Here is a 20660-nt window from a genome sequence, read left to right as displayed (position 1 = left end):
TTCCGAAGCCTTTTCGGCAAGAGCTTACCCGACCGGGCTCAAGGGCGAATGGTAGGGCGAACGATGATGCAATGGGAAAGGGCCGACAAGGCGCAGGCCATGCGCAAAGCCTCACCCTACTTCATGGAGAAGTCGAGGAAAATCTTCTAAACATATGATTTAAGGGGGTAGATGGTGGGCGTGACAGGGATTGAACCTGTGACCCCTTCGATGTCAACGAAGTGCTCTCCCGCTGAGCTACACGCCCATCCGACGCGCGCATACACCACATATTCGCGGGCGCCGTCAATAGGAAGGTTTCAGGCTGCCTGCAACAGCTTCTCCACCTCGTTGACGAGGTCGCGCAGGTGGAAGGGTTTCGAAAGAACCTTGGCGTCGCGCGGGGCGTTGGAATCGGGGTTGAGCGCCACGGCGGCGAAGCCGGTGATGAACATGACCTTGAGGTCGGGATCGATCTCCGTGGCGCGGCGGGCAAGCTCGATACCGTCCATCTCCGGCATGACGATGTCGGTCAGAAGCAGCGAGAACGGCTCCTCGCGCAGCCGTTCGTATGCGCCGGCGCCGTTGTCGAAATCGATTACCTCGTAGCCGGCGCGTTCCAGCGCCTTGACGAGGAAACGCCGCATGTCGTCGTCGTCTTCCGCGAGAAGGATTCGTGCCATCTTAACTTCCGAAACAGACCCCGAGCGCCCGATACGGCGGGCGACCGCCATATATCACGCTATATGATTCCGGCATGGTAAATATCAAGTGAATGATGGCAGTGGAAGAGTGCCGCGGCAAGCTTGCACTCTGGACAGGGGACCGTCTGGGTGGCAGGCTTCAAAGGGGCAAGATGCAAGGTTTTCAAAGGGCTCAAGACCCAGATGAGTGCACAGGCGGACTTTTCCCACATTCCAGCCTTCCAGGTGCAGACGGCAGGCGAGCAGCGCATCCCGTTCGTTTTCAACTCGCCGCATAGCGGGCGTCACTATCCGCCCCGCTTTTTGGCGATGAGCCGGCTCGACGCCGCCACTATCCGGCGTTCCGAGGATTGTTATGTGGACGAACTGTTCTCCGTCGCCGCCTCTCTCGGCGCACCGCTGCTCAGCGCCAACTTCCCGCGCGCTTATCTCGACGTGAACCGCGAGCCGTGGGAACTCGACCCGCGCATGTTCCGCGAGCCGGTACCCTCCTTCGCCAATATCCGCTCGCCGCGGGTGGCCGGCGGGCTCGGCACCATCCCGAAGCTGGTGGGCGAGGGGCTCGATATCTATCGCGAACGCCTGCCGCTCAGCGAGGCGCTGTCGCGCATCGAGCATATCTACCGTCCCTACCACGCCTGCCTCGCGGAGCTTCTGCAGCGGACGCGGGACACCTTCGGCTACGCCGTCCTGATCGACTGCCACTCGATGCCGGCCAATATCCGCGTCGGCGACGGGTCGCTGCGGCCGGACTTCATCATTGGAGATCGTTTCGGCTCTTCCGCCGCGCCAGGGCTGACCGAGCACGCCATTTCGCTGCTCGCCGCCAGGGGTTATGCCGTGGCGCACAACAAGCCCTATGCCGGCGGTTTCATCACCGAGCACTACGGCAGGCCGGCCGAGCAGGTCCACGCCCTGCAGATCGAGATCAACCGCGGGCTCTACATGAACGAGCGGACGCTGCAGCGCATGGAGGGCTTTGGCGTGCTCGCCGACGACCTGGCCGAATTCGTACGAACGCTGACGATGATCCCGGACCAGTATTTCCTCACCGTGCCCATGGCCGCGGAATGACAGGGCGCACGTCTGCACGGCCGCTCTGCCCGGCCGGCGGCGGGGGTAAAAAAGAGACCGTATCGTTTACACGACACGGCCATGAGTCTAGGGAGGAAACGCCCAAGGAGGGCATAGATAGAATCAACTATCCGAATCAAATTCTATGTTGCGCTGCACAATTGTCAAGCCCTGAGCCCGAAATTGCGCACAAAAGAACTGGATAACCGCGTCACCGCGGGGGAATCCGATGCTTGAGACCCATCCCACACCCGATTTCATGCGCCGCCTCGCCGCTGCCGCAGCCGCCGAGACCCTGCCGCGATTCCGCAAGGGCGGCGATGTCGCCAACAAGCACGCCGCCGGCTTCGACCCGGTGACGGAGGCCGACCGCGCCGCCGAGACGGCCATTCGGGCGCTCATCCGCGAGCATTTTCCCAGCCACGGGATCATCGGCGAGGAGTTTGGCACGGAGGGGGCCGACAACAGCCACGTCTGGGTGATCGACCCGATCGACGGCACCCGCGCCTTTATCTCGGGCCTGCCGCTATGGGGCACGCTGGTGGGGCTTACCATCGACGGCAAGGCGGTGGCCGGCATGATGTCGCAGCCCTTTACGGGGGAGCTTTATTATGCCGACGGCGACGGCGCGCATTACGAGGGACCGGGAGGCGGGCGGCGTCTCGCCACGCGCGGCACTAAGCACCTTTCCGAGGCGACCCTTTGCACCACCACGCCGGCGCTCTTCGACGCGCCACGCAGGGCGCTCTACGACCGGGTGGAAACGGCCGTCCGCCTGCCGCGCTACGGCACCGACTGCTATGCCTATGCCATGGTGGCGGCCGGCCATGTCGACCTGGTGATCGAGTGCGACCTCAATCCGTACGACATCGTGGCACTCATTCCCATCGTCGAGCAGGCCGGCGGTGTCGTCACCACCTGGGACGGCGCCCGTGCGGAGGCCGGCGGAGACATCGTCGCCGCCGCCACGCCGGCGCTGCATGAAAGGGCGTTGGCGCTGTTGAAGGGCTAAGCGGAAGACGGGGCGCCGGCATATCCCTTACCAATCCTGAGCCCTGAGCCCTGAGCTCGGAGTGAAGGCATCCTCAAGCACCACCACCCACCCCTTCAATCGCCACCGGCCGTGCAAAGGCTTCGAAGGCGGCGAGAGCTTGCTCGCGGTAGAAGTCGGCTTCCTGGAGGACCTCGTGGCGCGCGCCGTCGATGGTCAGCACTTTTGCCGAGCGCAGGCCTCTGGCATAGCGCTCTATCGCAGGGGTGGAGACCACCTGGTCGGCGCCGGCGGCGAGAAACAGGATGGGCAGACGCACACCGGCCATGAAATCCGGCGCGCGCACTCGCTCCATGGCCGTGAAGGCGGCGCGCAGCCAAGCTGTGGAGAGATTGGCGAGGCCGAGTTCGGGATGGGCGCGCAGCAGCGCCTGATTGCGTGCGTAGCGGGCGGGATCGCTGGTCAGCCGGTTGGCTTCGAACGGTATCTCGATGCCGCGCCGGCTGGTGCCGGGGGCGGGACGGCTCCCCAGGCCGACGGCGAAATAGGCGCTGGTAAGCGCCTTCACCAGGGACAGCGGCAGGGGCGCCGTGAAGGCGAGGAGGGGCGCGAGGAGCACCATGCGGCTGACGCGGCTGGCAAGGTGTGGGCTCGCCAGAAGGGCGACCAGCGCACCGGTGGAGTGGGCGAACACCGTATAGGGCGGGCGGCAGTCCGGCAGCACGATCTCCGTGAAGAACCGGTCGAGATCGGCAACGTAGTCGTCAAAGGTCTCGATATGCCCGCGCCGCGGGTCGGGCAAAAGGCGGTCGGAGCCGCCCTGGCCGCGCCAGTCCAGTGATGCGGCGGCAAAGCCGTGCTTGGCGAGGTCGCCTACCGTCTCGAAATATTTCTCGATGCTTTCGTTGCGCCCCTGCAGCAGCACGACGGTGCCGTTCTCGGCGCGGGAGGGGAAGCGGGCATAGCGGATGCGCACCCCGTCATCCGCCGTCATCATGCCCGCCACGGCGCCCTTCGGCACTGGATTTTCGGGGATTTCGCGCAGCAGGTCGGACATGGGTCGGGTTCGCCGCTTTCGGGCGGGTGGCACCTAGTGGTCTGACCCAAACAGATGGTACCCATCCGTTTGGAAAAGTCAGCCCACAAGCTATTAATCCGGTGGGGCGATTTGTCCTGACAGATGGGCACCATCTGTCAGGATCGCACCACTAGCCACCGTGATAGAGACGAGGCCTGCCAAAAGCAAAGGATTTCATGAGGGGCGTGCTGTCCGTCGTACGCCGGGGATGGCGCGAGGACACCATCCCCGGCTCCCCGGAACACATGGAAGGGACGGTTGCATGTGCCCCGGGAAGTACGATGGGTGAAAGGTAAAACCGCGTGTGTGAACGTAAGGCAAAGGGTTCGTTCAGGCTGCGTTCATCTTTCGCTTTTCGCGGAGGTTGGGCGCTGTCCTCCTCGATCTTGAATGGCACGCGAAAAATACCCAAATCTGGCATGCGGCCGCCGTGAATGGGGCCGCTGGCCAGGAAAAGGGAACGCCGAGACGGGTTTCCGGCAGTGGCCAAACGCAAACTTGTTGCTCAACAGGAGGACAGACCATGCGTCATGTCGATTTTTCCCCGCTTTACCGTTCGACGGTCGGCTTCGACCGGCTTTTCACCATGCTCGATTCGCTTGGCCAGCTTGATGGCGGCCAGCAGACCTACCCGCCCTACAATATCGAGCGCACGGGCGAGGACGCCTACCGCATCTCGATGGCCGTCGCCGGCTTCTCCGAGAGCGACATCTCGGTCGAGGCGCACCGCAACGTGCTGACGATCAAGGGCGAGAAGCGTGATGAGCAGAAGGACGAAGGTGCCGAGTTGCTCTATCGCGGCATCGCCTCGCGCACTTTCGAGCGGCGCTTCCAGCTCGCCGACCATGTCGAGGTGCAGGGCGCAACGCTGAAGGACGGCCTCTTGCACATCGATCTCGTCCGCAACATCCCCGAGGAGATGAAGCCGCGCAAGATCGCGATCACCTCCTCGAAGGAGAAGTCGAAGCAGATCGAATCCAAGGCCGCGTAAGGCCTTCGGTCTTCATCGAGGCGACAGAGCGGCGCCTTCCGGGCGCCGCTTTTGCTATCGGGCGAACCGCGCAAGGAGGTGATCGGCCGACGCCTTGCCCGGCCCCCATGCCATGATGGCGAGTGCCATCGCCGCCCAGGTGAGATGCACGGGCCAGCCGCTCGGCACCGTAAGCTGGACGACGATCGTCATGACCAAGAGGCCAAGGGCGGAAAGCCGTGTCGCCAGCCCGACGACGAGCAGCAGTGGAAGCAGGATTTCGGCCGAGCCCGCGAGGAAGGCGACGACGCCAGGCGCTGGAAAGCCGTAAGGCCCACCGGGCAGGTGCAGCTTGAATTCCTGGGCAAAGAGCAACACCGCCACCTCGTTGAGATCCAGGAAGCCGTCCCATTTGTTGACGCCCGAGCGCCAGAAGGGGACGGCAAGCGCCAGCCGCAGCGCAAGTTGCGTCAGCGAGGGAAAGGCGATCGCCCTGACGAGCGCGTTTGCCCGCTCGACCAGCTTCGAAAGCACGCGTTTGCCTGCGTAACCGGCATCTTGCGTATCGGTCATCGTCTTCCCCCTTCGGATACCGCCACCGCCGTGAATGCGCCCGCTTCAAGCATCCCGGCGATATTGGCGGCCGGGTCGAACCTTTCGTCGTCTTCCAATGCCACGGCTACCGCCTTGCCAAGCGGCTTGCCCGCCATCAGGCTTTCCAGGAACACGGCGCCGCCAGGCGGCAGGCGGCGCACGAAGACCTCCAGCTGCGGACGCGTCACCAGGCCGTCCTCCGGCTCGGCGGTCTCCAGCCGGCCGACGGGTCCGTCCTGTCGGTTCAGCGCGAATATGGTGACGGCGGGAAAGCGGGAGCGCACGACCCTTGCCGCCGGGTGGGCGGCGAAGGTCGCCTGCCCAAGCCTTTCCGGCGGGATCGAGGCGAGCGCATCCGGCTTCAGCGGCGCGGCGTCGGCGGCGTGATAGGCGTCGAGCCAGACGCGCTCCATGCGCGCGACGTCGGCCAGATAGGGAAGCGCGCGCGCGTGCTCGAAGCCTTCGATGAAATCCGCGAAACCGCGCCCGTATTCGAACAGCAGCGGCGACGCCGGCGGGCTCTGCCGCACATGGATCCTGGCCATGGCGCGGAAGAACTCTTCGCCGACGATGCGCTGCGTCGCTGGAAACGTGTCCGCCAGCGCGTTGATGAGGCTCACCGTCACGTTGTTGCGGTAGACGTTGTAGCGTTTCTTCGCCGCCTTGCCATTCGGCCCGGCGATCAGTCCGGGCTCCTCGACCTCGGGGTCGAGCAGCGGCGGCGTGAACGCTGCCGCATAGGCGAGGCCGCCAAGCCGCCGTTTCGCCATGGAGACAACCAGCTCAGCCATGCGCCGCGCCTCGTATCTGGGATACCGCGTGGCGGTCGAGGATTTCCTGAGCGGCCTGGGCCTCGGCCTTCAATACGGGCCACCCGGGAATGTCGCTGTCCCATTCGACAAGCGTTGGAATGGGACCTCGGCGGCCGATCACGATCTCGTAGAGCTTCCACACGGCATCCGTCACCGGCCCGTCGTGGCTGTCGATCAACAGAAGCGCGCCTTCATCGTCCTCCTGCTCGGCGTGGCCGGCCAGATGGATTTCGCCGACATGTTCGAGCGGGAAGTCGGCAAGATACTCCAGCGCCGAATAGCCATGGTTGGTGGCGGAGACGAAGACGTTGTTGACGTCGAGCAGCAGGCCGCAACCCGTGCGCCGGACAAGCGCGCGCAGGAATTCCGTCTCGGCAAGCATCGATTCCTTGAAGACGACGTAGGTCGAAGGATTTTCGAGCAGGATCGGCCGGCCGATCGCTTCCTGCATCTCCTCGATATGCTCGGCCACGCGGTCAAGCGTCGCCGGCGTATAGGGCAGCGGCAGCAGGTCGTTGAAATAGGTCGTCTCGTGGGTCGACCAGGCGAGGTGTTCCGACACCAGCGCCGGCTCGTAGCGGTCGACCAGGGATTTGAAGCGTTTGAGATGATCCTTGTCGAGCGGCTGCGGGCCGCCGATGGACATGCATACGCCGTGGAGCGATACCGGCCACCGCTCGCGGATGGCGGCAAGGGCCGCGTGGGGCGGGCCGCCGGCGCCCATGTAGTTTTCCGCATGGATCTCGAAGAAGCCGACCGGGGCCGGGTCGGCGTGGATGGCTGCAAGGTGCTCCGGCTTCAGGCTCGCCCCGGCAGCCCCGCCCACGGGGAATGCCGGAAAGCGGGCCGCCTCGACGCGGTTGACGATAGGCATACCGGCCATGGGTGCCTCCCTTTCCGGCAGTTTTCGATCAGGACGGGATGTCGCGGTCGAGCGCTTCGGGCGAGCCCATGCGGTCGCCGGGAAGCTCCATCGTCTCGCAGGTGCCTCCGGCGACGAACTTCCAGGCATTGCCCTGATAGTCCACGGTCGAGGTGCCCTGGCAGGTGGTGCCGGGGCCGGCCGCGCAGTCGTTCTGGCCGGCAAGCGCGACGCCGTAGCACTTCTCCATACCGGCATCCATCGCCGCCTTGACTTCGGCCTCGCTCAGCGGAGCGGCGGCGGCGCCGGTCGCCAGCGCGGCGGTGACGGCACTCGCCAGGTAAGCGGCGCCAATAAGGGTCTTCGTGGACATGAACTCTCTCCTCTTGGGGTTCAAAAAGAAGCCGGTCAATCACCGGCCGCTCCCTTCTCCCAAAGGAGGCAGTCACTTGGAAATCAACGCCGCGCGATGAAACTCTAACAAGCCGATGACGCCAACGTGAAGGTGGAACAGGTCAGCTTCCAAACTGTTATTCACCTTACGATTGCGAAAAATTTCATATAATGCAACCTGTCCGTATGGCGGTTAGCCATTGACCACCGATTTCAGCAACATTTTTCCGAAGAGGGTTCGGTATTGAAGTCCTTGCTCATCTCGGGTGCACTGGCATCCGTGGCTTTTCTCTCGTCATTTGCCCCAGCCTTGGCGGCGGACACGATCCACGATCCGTGGCGAGGCCGTATCATCGATTACCGTTCCACCCAGGGGAGCATCGGGGACGACGACCTGAGGATCTCCGTGGGCGCCGGGTATTTCAACGTCCGCGCCAATGAATATGTCTATTTTGAAGGATCGACCATCAGCAGGCTGATCTGGGACGTCACCTCGGCGGCCGCGATCGAGGCGCGGGCGGAGTATGATCTCACGCCGAGGTGGACGGTCTTCGGGTCGGCGACGGTGGGGATCCACCATGATGCGTTCATGGCTGATTACGACTGGTCCTGGGACCCCGGGTCGGGCGAGTGGACAGACCGGTCCCGGCACCCCGATACCCGCTTGGATCACTACTTCGCGTTCGATGTTGGCGCCAGCTACGCTGTATGGAGAAGGCAAGGCCTTGCGCTGAAGTTGCTCGGCGGTGCCCGTTGTACGGATCTGAAGATGACTGCCTACGGCGGAGACTTCGTCTATTCCTCCGAGGACGGTTTTCGTGATTATGTCGGTGTATCCCCTGACGGGGAGCGGGTCATCACCTATCAGCAGCGGTTCCCGGTCCTATACGGAGGCGTCGGCACCTCTGCCAAGCTTGGCGTGATCTCTTTCGACGCCGAAGTCTTGGGAGGTGTCACGGTGCGCGCGGGCGACCGTGACAAGCACTGGCAGCGATCCATCTTATTCCAGGAGGATTTCCACTCCAGCCCTTATCTGGGACTGCAGTTTCGGGCATCGGCGCCGGTTTCGCGTGCGGGCGATGCGTTCCTCTTCGCCCGGTATGAGAACCACTTCAAGATGAAGGGCGATATTCGCGCTCTGGACCACAGTACAGGAGACAGCGCCTATGCCGAGGATGCGGCCGGCGCGTCCTTGCGGACGCTGACGCTTGGCCTCGGCGCGCGCATCCGCTTCTAGTGGTCCGACCCAACCGGATGGTACCCATCCGTTTGGGTAAGCCAGCCCACAAGCTATTGATCTGGTGGGGCGATTTGTCCTGACAGATGGGTACCATCTGTCAGGACCGCATCATTGCGACATGGGCATGCGGCTCGCTTCAGGCGATCATGCCTCCGAACCGGTCCACCTCCTCCTCGGCGGTGGCGAAGCTGGTCACGAAGCGGCCGAGCATCTCGCCTTCGCCGATCAGCCCTTCGTGCGGCGCCTGCCAGGGATGGAAGATGACGCCGGCCGCCTTGAACTCCTCGGCCGTCGACGAGGCCATGATGGCGAAGACCTCGTTGGCGGCGGGCTGCCAGGCGAGCCGCAGCCTCGATGACTTCCCGATGTGGCCGGCGAGCCGCACGGCCATCGCGTTGGCATGGCGGGCGTTCTTCAGCCACAGGTCATCGCGGAAATAGGCGTCGAACTGGGCGGCGATGAAGCGCGATTTGGAGAAGAGGTGGGCGGCGCGCTTGCGCAGGAAGGGCATGTCGCGGGCTTGTGTGGGGTCCATCACGACGATCGCCTCGGCGCACCAGCAGCCGTTCTTGGTGGCGCCGAAGGAGACGATGTCGACGCCGCGTTTCCAGGTCATCTCCGCCGGCGTGGTGTCGAGGGCTGCGAGCGCATTGGCGAAGCGGGCGCCGTCCATGTGCAGCGGCAGTCCATGGGCGCGGCAGGTCTGTGAGATGGCGGCGATCTCGTCCAGCGAATAGACCGTGCCGATTTCCGTCGCCTGGGTGATGGAGACGGCCATGGGCTGGCCCATATGCACGAATTCCGCGGGGAATTGCTGAATGGCCTTCCCCAGCGCCCCGGTCCCCACACGGCCGAGCGCGCCCTCCACGCCGTGCGTCCTGGCACCGCCTGTCAGATATTCCGGCGCTCCGCCCTCGTCCTCCAGCATGTGCGCATGCGCGTGGCAGAAGATGACGCCGCCCGGCCGGTTCACAAGCGCCATGGAGAGCGAATTGGCCGCCGTGCCGGTGGCGACGAAGAAGACCGCCACTTCGCGCTCGAAAATCTCGCAGAAGCGCCCCTCCACCGCGCGGTCGAGGTCGCTCAGGCCGTAGGCCGTGGCAAAGCCGCCCGATTGCTCGGTCAGCGCTTGCGCGATGGCGGGATGGGCGCCGGCCCAGTTGTCGGAAGCAAAATTGATCGGCATCGGGGTGACCTTTTAGTTGCGGGCGCACCCTTGCGTGTTGCCGGCGCGGATTCAAGAATTAAGTAAGGCGGGTGGCGCGGCAGCCTGTGGACGCTAGTGGTGCGATCCTGACAGATGGTACCCATCTGTCAGGACAAATCGCCCCACCAGATTAATAGCTTGTGGGCTGACTTTTCCAAACAGATGGGTACCATCTGTTTGGGTCAGACCACTAGCGAACTTGCCGAAGCGACGCAAATACCGCAACTTTGTTGCTCCGCCGGAGTGGTTTTTTTACATTTTCGTCTTGTGCGGCGCGCCGTTTTCTGGCATGTGAGGAAATAGGACAGGAGTGCTGTCTTATTTATCCGCTGTTCGCGGGCCGGTTTGCGCTATAATAGCGGCACCGAGGCACCAGAAGAATGCGCGGATATGGTGGGGCACAGGAGGGGATCCTGCGCATCGCCTATTAGAAGAAGCGCGCCGTGGGAGAGACGGCAAAGCGTTCTTCCGGCTTTTCGCAAGATACGCCGACCGACCAACCGGGATGCGCCGTCGACACGAGGGCCGCCCGAAATAGACCCGACGCCCCGGAGGGCCGAACGCGGAGGATGAAGCGATGACGGACATGACGCCATCTGTATCGACCGGGCAGGTGCCCGCCGTGCGGACCCGGACGGCTGCCGCCAAACGTACCGCTTTTCCCGCCGGCCTGCCGTCCGCGCGCGGCCTTTACGACCCGCGCAACGAGCACGATTCGTGCGGCGTCGGCTTCGTCGCGCATATGAAGGGTGCCAAGTCGCACTCCATCATCGAAGACGGCTTGGCGATGCTGGAGAACCTGACGCACCGCGGTGCGGTGGGCGCGGACCCGCTGGTGGGCGACGGCGCCGGCATGCTGGTGCAGATTCCCGACCGCTTCTTCCGCGAGGAGATGGCGAAAGAGGGCGTCGAACTGCCGGAGGCCGGCAGCTATGGCGTCGGCCATCTGTTCATGCCGCAGGACGCCGAACTCAGGGCGCATATCGAGGAGATCATCGCCGAGGTCACGCGCGCCGAGGGGCAGGTGCTTCTGGGCTTCCGCGACGTGCCGGTGGACAATTCCTGCCTTTCCAAGGCGCCGGAGATCGTCGCTTCGGAACCGGTGCATCGCCAGGTCTTCATCGGCCGCGGCCAGAGCATCGCCGACGAAGAGGATTTCGAGCGTCGCCTCTATATCCTGCGCAAGGTGGTTTCCGGGCGCATCCATGAAGAGACGGAGGGGCGCGACGACGGCTTCTACAATGTCTCTTTGTCGGCACGCACCGTCGTCTACAAGGGCATGTTCCTGGCCTATCAGCTCGGCGCCTATTACCGGGATTTGAAGGATCCGCGCTTCGAGTCGGCGCTGGCGCTGGTGCACCAGCGCTTCTCCACCAACACCTTCCCCTCCTGGAAGCTGGCGCACCCCTACCGCATGGTCGCCCACAACGGCGAGATCAACACGCTGCGCGGCAACGTCAATTGGATGGCGGCGCGCCAGGCGTCGGTGGATTCGGAGCTTTTCGGCAACGATATCTCCAAGCTGTGGCCGATCTCCTACGAAGGGCAGTCTGACACGGCGTGTTTCGACAACGCGCTGGAGTTCCTCAATCAGGGCGGCTACCCGATGGTGCACGCCATGATGATGCTCATCCCGGAGGCCTGGGCCGGCAACAAGCTGATGAGCCCCGAGCGGCAGGCCTTCTACGAGTATCACGCAGCCCTCATGGAGCCGTGGGACGGCCCGGCGGCGGTGGCCTTCACGGACGGCCGGCAGATCGGTGCCACGCTCGACCGCAACGGCCTCAGGCCCGCACGCTACCTCGTCACCGGCGATGACCGCGTCATCATGGCGTCGGAGGCCGGCGCGCTGACGGTGCCAGAGGAGAATGTCGTCGCCAAGTGGCGGCTGCAGCCCGGCCGCATGCTGCTCCTCGACCTTGATGAAGGGCGCATCATCTCCGACGACGAGTTGAAGGCGCAGATCGCCACCAAGCATCCCTTCCGCGAGTGGCTGAACAACACACAGCTCATCCTGGAGGAGCTGAAGCCCGTGGCGCCGCGCGAACTCAGGCAGGATGTCTCGCAGCTCGACCGGCAGCAGGCCTTCGGCTACACGCAGGAAGACGTCAGGATGCTGATGCCGCCCATGGCCACCACCGGCCAGGAGGGTATCGGCTCCATGGGCACCGACACGCCGATCTCGGCGATGTCGGACAAGTCGAAGCTGCTCTACACCTATTTCAAGCAGAACTTCGCCCAGGTCACCAACCCGCCGATCGACCCGATCCGCGAGGAGCTGGTGATGAGCCTGGTCTCCTTCATCGGCCCACGGCCCAACATCTTCGACCTCGTCGGCAACTCGCGCCGTAAGCGGCTCGAAGTGCGTCAGCCGATCCTGACCAACGGCGACCTCGAGAAGATCCGCTCCATCGGCCACACCGAAGACCGCTTCGACACCAAGACGCTGGACATCACCTATTCGGCGCTCGAAGGGGCGGCGGGCATGATCGGCGCGCTCGACCGGCTGTGCGACCGCGCGGAAGCGGCGGTGGCCGGCGGCTACAACATCATCATCCTGTCGGACCGGCAGATCGGCCCCGACCGCATCGCCATTCCCATGCTGCTCGCCACCGCGGCGGTGCACCATCACCTGATCCGCAAGGGTCTCAGGACCTCCGTCGGCCTCGTCGTGGAATCGGGAGAGCCGCGCGAGGTGCATCATTTCTGCTGTCTGGCGGGCTACGGCGCCGAGGCCATCAACCCTTACCTCGCCTTCGACACGCTGCTCGACATGCATGCCAAGGGCGAGTTCCCGCCCGAGGTCGACCCGAACGAAGTGGTGAAGCGCTACATCAAGTCCATCGGCAAGGGCATCCTGAAGGTGATGTCCAAGATGGGCATCTCCACCTACCAGTCCTATTGCGGCGCGCAGATTTTCGATGCGGTGGGTCTCAGGTCCGACTTCGTCGAGCAGTATTTCACCGGCACTGCCACGACGATCGAGGGCGTGGGGCTGGAGGAGATCGCGGCGGAGACGGTTTCCCGCCATGCGGCCGCTTTCAGCGACGATCCGGTGCTCCGCAACTTCCTGGACGTGGGCGGCGAGTACAACTACCGCATCCGCGGCGAGGAACATGCGTGGTCGCCGGATGCCGTGGCCACGCTGCAGCACGCCGTGCGCAAGAGGTCGTGGGAGAACTATCAGGAGTTCGCCGAACTCATCAACGGCGAGACGGCCAGGGCCAAGACCATTCGCGGCCTGTTCGAGATCAGGACCGCCGAGAAGGCCGGGCGCAAGCCGGTATCCGTCGACGAGGTCGAACCGGCGGCGGAGATCGTCAAGCGCTTCTCCACCGGCGCCATCTCCTTCGGCGCCATCAGCCGCGAAGCGCACACCACGCTGGCGCGCGCCATGAACGCCATCGGCGGCAAGTCGAACACCGGCGAGGGCGGCGAGGAGGCGGATCGCTTCATGCCGTTGCCCGACGGCACGATGAACCCCGAGCGCTCGGCCATCAAGCAGGTGGCGAGCGGGCGCTTCGGCGTGACCACCGAGTATCTCGTCAACTCCGACATGATGCAGATCAAGGTGGCGCAGGGCGCCAAGCCCGGCGAGGGCGGCCAGCTTCCCGGCCACAAGGTGGACGCGACCATCGCCAAGGTGCGCCATTCGACGCCGGGCGTCGGCCTCATCTCGCCGCCGCCGCACCACGACATCTATTCCATCGAGGACCTGGCGCAGCTCATCTTCGACCTGAAGAACGTCAACCCGACGGGCGGCGTGTCGGTCAAGCTCGTCTCGGAAGTCGGCGTCGGCACGGTGGCGGCGGGCGTCGCCAAGGCGCGTGCCGACCACATCACCATCGCCGGCTATGACGGCGGCACGGGCGCCTCGCCGCTCACCTCCATCAAACATGCCGGCAGCCCCTGGGAGATGGGTCTCGCCGAGACGCACCAGACGCTCGTCCTGAACGGCCTGCGCAGCAGAATTGCGTTGCAGGTCGACGGCGGCTTGCGCACCGGGCGCGACGTGATCGTCGGCGCGCTTCTGGGGGCCGACGAGTTCGGCTTCTCCACCGCGCCGCTGATCGCGGCCGGCTGCATCATGATGCGCAAGTGCCACTTGAACACCTGCCCGGTGGGCGTCGCCACCCAGGATCCGGTGCTCCGCAAGCGCTTCAAGGGCACGCCCGAGCACGTCATCAACTACTTCTTCTACGTTGCGGAGGAAGTGCGCGCCCTTCTGGCGGAGATGGGCTTCACCAGGCTCGACGACATCATCGGCCAGTCCGACCTTCTGGAAAAGCGGGCGATGATCGACCATTGGAAGGCCAAGGGGCTCGACTTCTCCCGCGTCTTCTTCAAGCCCGAGGCGCCGCGCGAGGCGATCCGTTGGAGCGAGCGGCAGAAGCACCCGATCGAGGACATCCTCGACCGCAAGCTGATCGCGGCAGCCCAGCCGGCGCTTGAGCGCAAGGAGCCGGTCACCTTCGAGACCGATATCTGCAACATAGACCGCACCACGGGCGCCATGCTCTCGGGCGAGGTGGCCAGGCGTTACGGCCACAAGGGGCTCAAGGACGACACCATTTCCGTGCGGCTTACCGGCACGGCGGGCCAGTCCTTCGGCGCCTTCCTGGCGCGCGGCATCTCCTTCGATCTCGAGGGTGACGCCAACGATTATGTCGGCAAGGGGCTGTCGGGCGGACGCATCGTCATCCGGCCTTCCGCCAAATCCGCCATCGTGCCGGAGCGCTCCATCATCGTCGGCAACACGGTGCTCTACGGCGCCATCGAAGGCGAGTGCTACTTCCGCGGCGTAGCGGGCGAACGCTTCGCCGTGCGCAACTCCGGCGCGGTTGCAGTCGTTGAAGGCGTGGGCGACCACGGCTGCGAATACATGACGGGCGGCCTCGTCGTCGTGCTCGGCCAGACCGGCCGCAACTTCGCGGCCGGCATGTCGGGCGGCGTTGCCTATGTGCTGGACGAGGCGGGCGATTTCGCCGAGCGCTGCAACATGGCCATGGTCGAGCTGGAGCCGGTGCCGGAAGAGGACGAGATCCTCGAAAAGCTGCACCACCACGGTGGCGACATCGCCCATATGGGCCGCGTCGACGTGTCCGGCGACATGACCCGCCACGACGAGGAGCGCCTGGCGCATCTCATCTCCAACCACTTCCGCTACACGGGTTCGGAACGGGCCCGGGCGATCCTCGACAACTGGGCCGACTACCGGCCCAAGTTCCGCAAGGTCATGCCGGTCGAGTACCGCAGGGCGCTGGAGGAGATGGAGCGCATGCGGATGGGATTGGCGGCGGAGTAATCCCTCTCGCATTTGAAAACTAGCTGCGGGCCTGAGCAGGCCGTCAGGGACAAGGAATGAGTATGGGCAAGGTTACAGGCTTTCTTGAGATCGACCGGCAGGAGAACAAGTACCAGCCGGCGTCAGACCGGATTCGGCATTTCCGCGAATTCACGCTGCCGATGTCGGACAAGGAGGTCGAGAAACAGGCTGCGCGATGCATGGATTGCGGCATTCCCTTCTGCCATGGGCCGATGGGCTGCCCCGTGCACAACCAGATTCCCGACTGGAACGACCTCGTCTATCGCGGCGACTGGGAGACGGCGATCCGCAATCTCCACTCCACCAACAACTTCCCGGAGTGGACCGGCCGCATCTGCCCGGCACCCTGCGAGGAAGCGTGCACACTGAACCTCGAAGACGTTCCCGTCGCCATCAAGACCGTCGAGCAGGCGATCGGCGACAAGGCCTATGAGCTGGGCTACATCCGTCCGCAGCCGGCGGAGAAGAAGACGGGCAAGCGGGTGGCCGTCATCGGCTCCGGCCCAGCCGGCATGGCGGCGGCCCAGCAGCTGGGCCGCGCCGGCCACGATGTGCATGTCTACGAGCGCGAGAGCCGGCCCGGCGGGCTGATGCGCTATGGCATCCCCGACTTCAAGATCGAAAAGCGCTATATCGACCGCCGTGTCGAGCAGATGCAGGGCGAGGGCGTGACCTTCCATTGCGGCGTTAATGTCGGCGTCGACAAGCCCGTGGCCAAGCTTCTGGCCGAGCATGACGCCGTGCTCTACTGCGGCGGCTCGGAGAAGCCGCGCCCGGCCGGCATCCCCGGCGTCGAGCTTAACGGCGTGCACGACGCCATGCCCTATCTGGTGCAGCAGAACCGGCGCATCGGCGGCGAGGATATCCAGTCCGTCGCCTGGCCGTCCGAGCCCATCCTTGCCGGCGGCAAGCATGTCGTCGTCGTCGGCGGCGGCGATACGGCGTCGGACTGCGTGGGCACCTCCTTCCGCCAGGGCGCCGTGCGTGTCACCCAGCTCGACATCCGCCCCAGGCCGCCGGAGAAGGAAGACAAGCTTGCCGTCTGGCCCTACTGGGCGACGAAGATGCGCACCTCCTCATCCCAGGCGGAAGGCGCGCAACGGGAGTTCCAGGTCGCCACGCTCGAATTTGTCGGCGAGGACGGGGAGCTGACCGGCGTCAAGTGCTGCGAGGTGGACGAGAGGCGCAAGCCCATCGCCGGTACGGAGTTCATCATCAAGGCCGATCTCGCCTTCATCGCCATCGGCTTTGCCGGGCCGGTCGAAACGGGCGTCCTGAGCGAAATGGGCGACAAGCTGACGATCGACGTCGATCGACGCAACTCCACCAACGTGGCGGCGGACGACAAGGACTACCGCACCACCATCGACCGCCTCTTCGCCGCCGGCGACGTGCGGCGCGGCCAGTCGCTGGTGGTCTGGGCCATCCGCGAAGGCCGCCAGGCGGCGCGCGCCATCGACGAGTTCCTGATGGGAACCACGGTGCTGCCGCGGTAGTTACGGTTACGATTTACCGCCACGCCCCTTCGCGCCCCCCTCTGTCCTGCCGGACATCTCCCCCACACGGGGGGAGATCATCTCTTCATCGATATTTCGCCCCTCCTGCAGCGTTGGAAGGTTGGCGAAAGCGACATGACAGCCAATCTCCCCCCGTGTGGGGGAGATGTCCGGCAGGACAGAGGGGGGCGCGAAGGGGCACCGGTGTTACCGGTCTTCCGGTTCCACCTGAATGCATCCCGCTTCAAGGTCCCGAGGTCGTCGTCTCTTCCACCGGCGCTTCGCGCCTCTGGCGCAGCGAGAAATTGTCGGCGCGGCCGGGCTGGGTCTCCGGTGTCGGGCGATCCGACGCGGCCGACGGCGGGGGCGTGGCGCCAAGCAACTCGCTGCTGCCGCCGAGATCGGGACCGGCGAGCGAGATCGGACCGGTGCGGCCGCTGTCGGCCGGCTCGCCCAGCGCAACCCCCGGTTCGGGCAGGTTCTCGATATCGAGCTGTTCGATGCCGGGCGCGACGGCGCCGCCCAGAAGCTTGCCCAGCGGCTTCTCCACATAGAAGGCGACCTTGCGCTTGGCGGACCGCGTCAGATTGATGCCGTCGCTGCCGCGCAGGCGCACCGGCTGCCCGTTCATGTCCGGTCCGGTGAAGACGAAGGCGCCGTTCTCGTCCACGAAACCTTCCCAGATGTCGACGAAGGTGCCGCCGACGGCCTCCGCCGCCTGCTTGTGGATGTCGTTGAAGGCCAGCATATCCGACGACATGGATGAAGATTTGAATGGCGGGAGCCCGGTCCAGACGAGGGGCACTTCCGCGGTTTCGGCCGCCTCGGCGAAAGCCGTCACCCGGCGTGTGTACTCCTTGAGCCACGGTTCGCTCTGCGGGTCCTCGCGCTGGCCGTTCACGACAAGCTGTTGGCGGTCGTTGGAGCCGATCATGACGACCAACACGTCCGGCTCCACCTCCTCAAGGATCGGCGTGATCTCGCCGTTCCAATCATAAAAATCGTCGCGCACGAGGCCGGACGAGCCGTTGCTGCGGTCGACGATGCGCACGCCCGGCGATTCGGCGTAGGCCGCTTCGAGCCCCTCGGCCAGCCCGCCGGCGAGAAAGTCGCCGACCACGAGGACGACGCGGGCGTTTTCCAGCTTCTCGATCACCGGCTCGGGGGGTGCTGCGGGCGCGGTGCGGGCGGGCTGTCGCGGCGTGGCGGCGGGCGCTGCGCTTCGCTGCCGGGTAGCGCCGGGTGCTTCGGGAAATACGCGCTGCGGTTGGCGGACCGGAGGCAGTTGCTCTCGCCGTGGCGGGCCGAAGAAGAGATCGAGGATACCGCGCCTGCGGATCACTTCCTGCGCAAAGGCGCCATCCTGGAAGGAGGGCAGGGCGGTAAAGAAGACGGCAAGGCCGAGCACGGCCAGCACCAGCGGCGGGAAGCGGGGAGCGGTGCGCGCGCCTGCCGTCATTGGCTGTCTCCTACCTGCCTCGCAGCCGTTTCAGCACTTCCTTGCTCGGATGCCCGTCCTGCGCAAGGCCCATGCGCTCCTGAAACGCCTTGATGGCGCTGCGCGAGCCGGAGCCGATCTTGCCGTCGATCGGACCTTCGTAATAGCCGAGCGCGCCGAGGCGCTTCTGCAATTCTTCCGTCTCCCGGTCGGACAGCCGCTCGAAGGGGCGGTTCCAGTCCTGCACCAGTCCACTGTAGCCGGCAATCTGGTCGGCCAGAAGCCCGACCGCAAGGGCATATTTGTCGGAGTTGTTGTAACGCTTGATAACAAAGAAATTCTTGGTCGCCAGAAAGGCCGGTCCGGCGCGGCCGTCGGGCACCTTCAACTCCGCATTGTCGGAGGGACGCGGAAAGGGCTTGCCGTTGGCGCGCACGACGCCGATCCCGGCCCAGCGGCTGAGCGACATCGTGCCGGCGGGGAACTTGCGGCCCCCCGGCAGAACCACCTCGTAGCCCCAGGTCTCCCCACTCCGCCAGCCGTTCTGGCGCAGGAGGTTGGCCGCCGTCGCCAGCGCGTCGGGCACCGAGTTCCAGATGTCGCGCCGGCCGTCGCCGTCCATGTCGACCGCATAGGCCTGGTAGCTGGTGGGGATGAACTGGGTGTGGCCCATGGCGCCGGCCCAGGAGCTGGTGAGCTGGTTGGCGGAGATATCGCCGCGCTCGACGATTTTAAGCGCGGCGATGAGCTGGCTTCGGGCGAACTTCGCCCGTCGGCTGTCGGCATAGGCAAGGGTGGCAAGCGAGCGCGGCAGGCTGCGCATGACGCTGTCGTTCTTCAGCACCTCGCCATAGTTGGATTCGATCGACCAGATGGCCAAAAGGATGTGCTGGCTGACGCCGAACTGGCTTTCGATCCGATCGAGCCACGGTTTCCACTGGCGGGCAAGCTGGCGGCCGGTCCGGATAGTCCTTTCCTGCAGGCGGTTGTCGAAATATTCCCAGGCCTCGGACCGGAACTCGGGCTGATAGCGCGCCTTTTCCAAAACCTCCGGATCGGGCGCCGTAACGCCGCTGAAGGCCCTGTCATAGGTGGCACCCGAAATACCGTTTTGAAGGGCGACATTGCGGAATTCTGCGATCCAGCGCTGGAACCCGGCATCGGCAAGCGCCGGCCCGGCGGTGAACGCAACGAAGACGGCGGCCATGAAAAGCGTGGCTGCGGTGAGGCCAGTGGCGGCTCTCTTTGCAAACATTCCAACCTCCATCGGAACAACCAGGCCGTCTTTATCGCCGATTGCGGTTAGGAAAGGGTTTACCATATAACCGGGCCGAAGCGGGGCGAGGCGTATAGAATTCACCTTTCGGTCCAGGAACGAACAACCCTGCTTCAGCATTGTCCGGTGGTTGCCGGACGTCAAGATATTGAGGGATTTGCCGCATGAAGAGAATACGCAAAGCTGTATTTCCTGTCGCAGGCCTCGGAACCCGCTTCCTGCCCGCCACCAAGGCGATACCGAAGGAAATGCTTACGGTGGTGGACAGGCCCGTCATCCAATACGTGGTGGAGGAGGCGCGCGAGGCCGGCATCGAGCATTTCATCTTCGTGACCGGGCGCAACAAGACAGCCCTCGAAGATCACTTCGATGTGCAGGTGGAGCTTTACGAGACCCTTTCGCGGCGCGGCAAGACCGACGTCCTGGAGCGCCTGAAGGCGATGCAACCGCAACCGGGCGAGACGAGCTATACGCGCCAACAGGAGCCGCTGGGGCTGGGGCATGCGGTATGGTGCGCGCGCGAGCTTGTGGGCGGAGAGCCTTTCGCGCTGCTTCTGCCCGACATGATCATGCAGTCGGAGAAGGGCTGCCTGAAGCAGATGGTCGCGCTTTACGAGGAGACCGGCGGCAATGTGCTGGGGGTGGAGGAGTGCGATCCGTCAGAGACGCATAAATACGGCATCGTCGGGCGCGGCAAAGCCACCCATACGGGCTTCGAGATCACCGCCATGGTGGAAAAGCCGAAGCCGGAAGACGCGCCGTCCAACTTCTTCATCAACGGCCGCTACATCCTGCAGCCGGAGATTTTCTCGCTCCTGGAAAATCAGGAGACCGGCGCCGGCGGCGAGATCCAGATTACCGACGCCATGCTGCGGCTGCACGCGAAACAGCCTTTTTACGCGTATATTTACGAGGGGCTTACGTTCGACTGCGGCTCGCCGGAAGGCTTCGTGGAAGCCAACCTCGCCTTCGCCCTCAAGCGCGAGGAAATGCGCCCGCGCCTGAGGCGGCTGATGAAGGAAATTTTGGGCGAAGAATAGGCGCCCTTTCGCGCCCCCCTCTGTCCTGCCGGACATCTCCCCCGCAAGGGGGGAGATTGCGCCGGCCGCCTGCTCCGGCACTTGTTCTGCAACGCTAGAGCACGTCCTGTTTAATCCGGGTCATATCCTGCGGCCCTGAAGTAGTTGGCGCATTCGGCCGGCGTGAAGAGGTCGATGATA

At 64.7% G+C, this 20660-nt stretch carries 16 protein-coding genes and 1 tRNA gene; 7 read left to right on the top strand and 10 right to left on the bottom strand.

Annotation, left to right across the window (positions count from 1 at the left end; translation table 11 throughout):
• Nucleotides 1-172 precede the first annotated feature (172 nt).
• Both GM910_RS14640 and cpdR read right to left on the bottom strand, forming a co-directional pair.
• Nucleotides 173-247: transfer RNA gene (locus GM910_RS14640), tRNA-Val, on the bottom strand.
• 52 nt (nt 248-299) lie between these two features.
• Nucleotides 300-662: a cell cycle two-component system response regulator CpdR gene (gene cpdR / locus GM910_RS14635; RefSeq protein ID WP_159588443.1), complete on the bottom strand. Its 363-nt coding sequence runs from the start codon at nt 660-662 to the stop codon at nt 300-302.
• A 204-nt stretch (nt 663-866) separates the two neighbouring features.
• Here cpdR and GM910_RS14630 point away from each other — a divergent pair, with 204 nt between their 5' ends.
• Nucleotides 867-1757: an N-formylglutamate amidohydrolase gene (locus GM910_RS14630; protein ID WP_159588441.1), complete on the top strand. Its 891-nt coding sequence runs from the start codon at nt 867-869 to the stop codon at nt 1755-1757.
• Between the two features lie 229 nt (nt 1758-1986).
• Nucleotides 1987-2769: a histidinol-phosphatase gene (hisN, locus tag GM910_RS14625; RefSeq protein WP_159588439.1), complete on the top strand. Its 783-nt coding sequence runs from the start codon at nt 1987-1989 to the stop codon at nt 2767-2769.
• Nucleotides 2770-2842: 73 nt separating this feature from the next.
• On the opposite strand, the gene GM910_RS14620 is transcribed toward hisN, so the two are convergent.
• Nucleotides 2843-3805 carry an alpha/beta fold hydrolase gene (locus tag GM910_RS14620; RefSeq protein ID WP_159588437.1) on the bottom strand — a complete coding sequence of 321 codons (963 nt, stop codon included), beginning with the start codon at nt 3803-3805 and terminating at the stop codon, nt 2843-2845.
• Between the two features lie 544 nt (nt 3806-4349).
• On the opposite strand from GM910_RS14620, the gene GM910_RS14615 reads away from it, so the two are divergent.
• Nucleotides 4350-4817 carry an Hsp20 family protein gene (locus GM910_RS14615; protein ID WP_159588435.1) on the top strand — a complete coding sequence of 156 codons (468 nt, stop codon included), beginning with the start codon at nt 4350-4352 and terminating at the stop codon, nt 4815-4817.
• Between the two features lie 54 nt (nt 4818-4871).
• Here GM910_RS14615 and GM910_RS14610 read toward each other — a convergent pair whose 3' ends face one another.
• From GM910_RS14610 to GM910_RS14595, 4 genes are read right to left on the bottom strand one after another with little or no spacing between them, the layout of a single operon-like run.
• A complete protein-coding gene (locus GM910_RS14610) occupies nt 4872-5369 on the bottom strand; it encodes a DoxX family protein (RefSeq protein WP_159588433.1) in 498 nt (165 codons plus the stop codon).
• The gene (locus GM910_RS14605) at nt 5366-6181 is read right to left on the bottom strand and encodes an HvfC/BufC N-terminal domain-containing protein (RefSeq protein ID WP_246226146.1); all 816 of its coding nucleotides are present in this window, start codon (nt 6179-6181) and stop codon (nt 5366-5368) included. The genes GM910_RS14610 and GM910_RS14605 overlap by 4 nt, the downstream gene beginning before the upstream one ends.
• Nucleotides 6174-7085: an MNIO family bufferin maturase gene (bufB, locus tag GM910_RS14600; RefSeq protein WP_159588431.1), complete on the bottom strand. Its 912-nt coding sequence runs from the start codon at nt 7083-7085 to the stop codon at nt 6174-6176. Before bufB ends, GM910_RS14605 begins: the two co-directional genes overlap by 8 nt.
• A gap of 28 nt (nt 7086-7113) precedes the next feature.
• A complete protein-coding gene (locus tag GM910_RS14595; RefSeq protein ID WP_159588429.1) occupies nt 7114-7437 on the bottom strand; it encodes a BufA1 family periplasmic bufferin-type metallophore in 324 nt (107 codons plus the stop codon).
• Between the two features lie 264 nt (nt 7438-7701).
• Between GM910_RS14595 and GM910_RS14590 the strand changes: the two genes are divergently transcribed.
• Nucleotides 7702-8694, top strand: a complete 993-nt coding sequence (locus GM910_RS14590) for an omptin family outer membrane protease (RefSeq protein WP_159588427.1) — start codon at nt 7702-7704, stop codon at nt 8692-8694.
• Between the two features lie 139 nt (nt 8695-8833).
• Here the strand turns inward: GM910_RS14590 and GM910_RS14585 are convergent, their stop codons facing one another.
• Nucleotides 8834-9877, bottom strand: a complete 1044-nt coding sequence (locus GM910_RS14585) for a threonine aldolase family protein (RefSeq protein ID WP_159588572.1) — start codon at nt 9875-9877, stop codon at nt 8834-8836.
• A gap of 604 nt (nt 9878-10481) precedes the next feature.
• Between GM910_RS14585 and gltB the strand changes: the two genes are divergently transcribed.
• Together gltB and GM910_RS14575 are read left to right on the top strand one after the other, a co-directional pair.
• On the top strand, nt 10482-15209 hold the full coding sequence (gene gltB, locus GM910_RS14580; RefSeq protein WP_159588425.1) for a glutamate synthase large subunit: 4728 nt from the start codon (nt 10482-10484) through the stop codon (nt 15207-15209).
• 62 nt (nt 15210-15271) lie between these two features.
• The gene (locus GM910_RS14575; protein WP_159588423.1) at nt 15272-16726 is read left to right on the top strand and encodes a glutamate synthase subunit beta; all 1455 of its coding nucleotides are present in this window, start codon (nt 15272-15274) and stop codon (nt 16724-16726) included.
• A 244-nt stretch (nt 16727-16970) separates the two neighbouring features.
• On the opposite strand, the gene GM910_RS14570 is transcribed toward GM910_RS14575, so the two are convergent.
• Both GM910_RS14570 and GM910_RS14565 read right to left on the bottom strand, forming a co-directional pair.
• Entirely contained in the window at nt 16971-18185 is a 1215-nt protein-coding gene (locus GM910_RS14570; protein WP_159588421.1) for an SGNH/GDSL hydrolase family protein, read from the bottom strand.
• A gap of 10 nt (nt 18186-18195) precedes the next feature.
• Entirely contained in the window at nt 18196-19419 is a 1224-nt protein-coding gene (locus tag GM910_RS14565) for a lytic murein transglycosylase (RefSeq protein ID WP_246226144.1), read from the bottom strand.
• A 185-nt stretch (nt 19420-19604) separates the two neighbouring features.
• On the opposite strand from GM910_RS14565, the gene galU reads away from it, so the two are divergent.
• Nucleotides 19605-20480, top strand: a complete 876-nt coding sequence (gene galU, locus GM910_RS14560) for a UTP--glucose-1-phosphate uridylyltransferase GalU (protein WP_159588417.1) — start codon at nt 19605-19607, stop codon at nt 20478-20480.
• The last annotated feature ends 180 nt before the right edge of the window (nt 20481-20660 follow it).

The organism is Chelativorans xinjiangensis, from assembly GCF_009812055.1.
Lineage (GTDB): Bacteria > Pseudomonadota > Alphaproteobacteria > Rhizobiales > Rhizobiaceae > Chelativorans > Chelativorans xinjiangense.
This window is presented reverse-complemented; position numbering and strand designations above follow the sequence as displayed.

Bases quoted from the DNA above. Each gene is read 5' to 3' on its own strand.
- GM910_RS14630 (WP_159588441.1), top strand. From the start codon at position 867: ATGAGTGCACAGGCGGACTTTTCCCACATTCCAGCCTTCCAGGTGCAG.
- GM910_RS14615 (WP_159588435.1), top strand. From the start codon at position 4,350: ATGCGTCATGTCGATTTTTCCCCGCTTTACCGTTCGACGGTCGGCTTC.
- GM910_RS14610 (WP_159588433.1), bottom strand. From the start codon at position 5,369: ATGACCGATACGCAAGATGCCGGTTACGCAGGCAAACGCGTGCTTTCG.
- GM910_RS14570 (WP_159588421.1), bottom strand. From the start codon at position 18,185: ATGACGGCAGGCGCGCGCACCGCTCCCCGCTTCCCGCCGCTGGTGCTG.
- GM910_RS14620 (WP_159588437.1), bottom strand. From the start codon at position 3,805: ATGTCCGACCTGCTGCGCGAAATCCCCGAAAATCCAGTGCCGAAGGGC.
- GM910_RS14595 (WP_159588429.1), bottom strand. From the start codon at position 7,437: ATGTCCACGAAGACCCTTATTGGCGCCGCTTACCTGGCGAGTGCCGTC.
- GM910_RS14575 (WP_159588423.1), top strand. From the start codon at position 15,272: ATGGGCAAGGTTACAGGCTTTCTTGAGATCGACCGGCAGGAGAACAAG.
- GM910_RS14565 (WP_246226144.1), bottom strand. From the start codon at position 19,419: ATGTTTGCAAAGAGAGCCGCCACTGGCCTCACCGCAGCCACGCTTTTC.
- hisN (WP_159588439.1), top strand. From the start codon at position 1,987: ATGCTTGAGACCCATCCCACACCCGATTTCATGCGCCGCCTCGCCGCT.
- GM910_RS14605 (WP_246226146.1), bottom strand. From the start codon at position 6,181: ATGGCTGAGCTGGTTGTCTCCATGGCGAAACGGCGGCTTGGCGGCCTC.
- gltB (WP_159588425.1), top strand. From the start codon at position 10,482: ATGACGGACATGACGCCATCTGTATCGACCGGGCAGGTGCCCGCCGTG.
- galU (WP_159588417.1), top strand. From the start codon at position 19,605: ATGAAGAGAATACGCAAAGCTGTATTTCCTGTCGCAGGCCTCGGAACC.
- bufB (WP_159588431.1), bottom strand. From the start codon at position 7,085: ATGGCCGGTATGCCTATCGTCAACCGCGTCGAGGCGGCCCGCTTTCCG.
- cpdR (WP_159588443.1), bottom strand. From the start codon at position 662: ATGGCACGAATCCTTCTCGCGGAAGACGACGACGACATGCGGCGTTTC.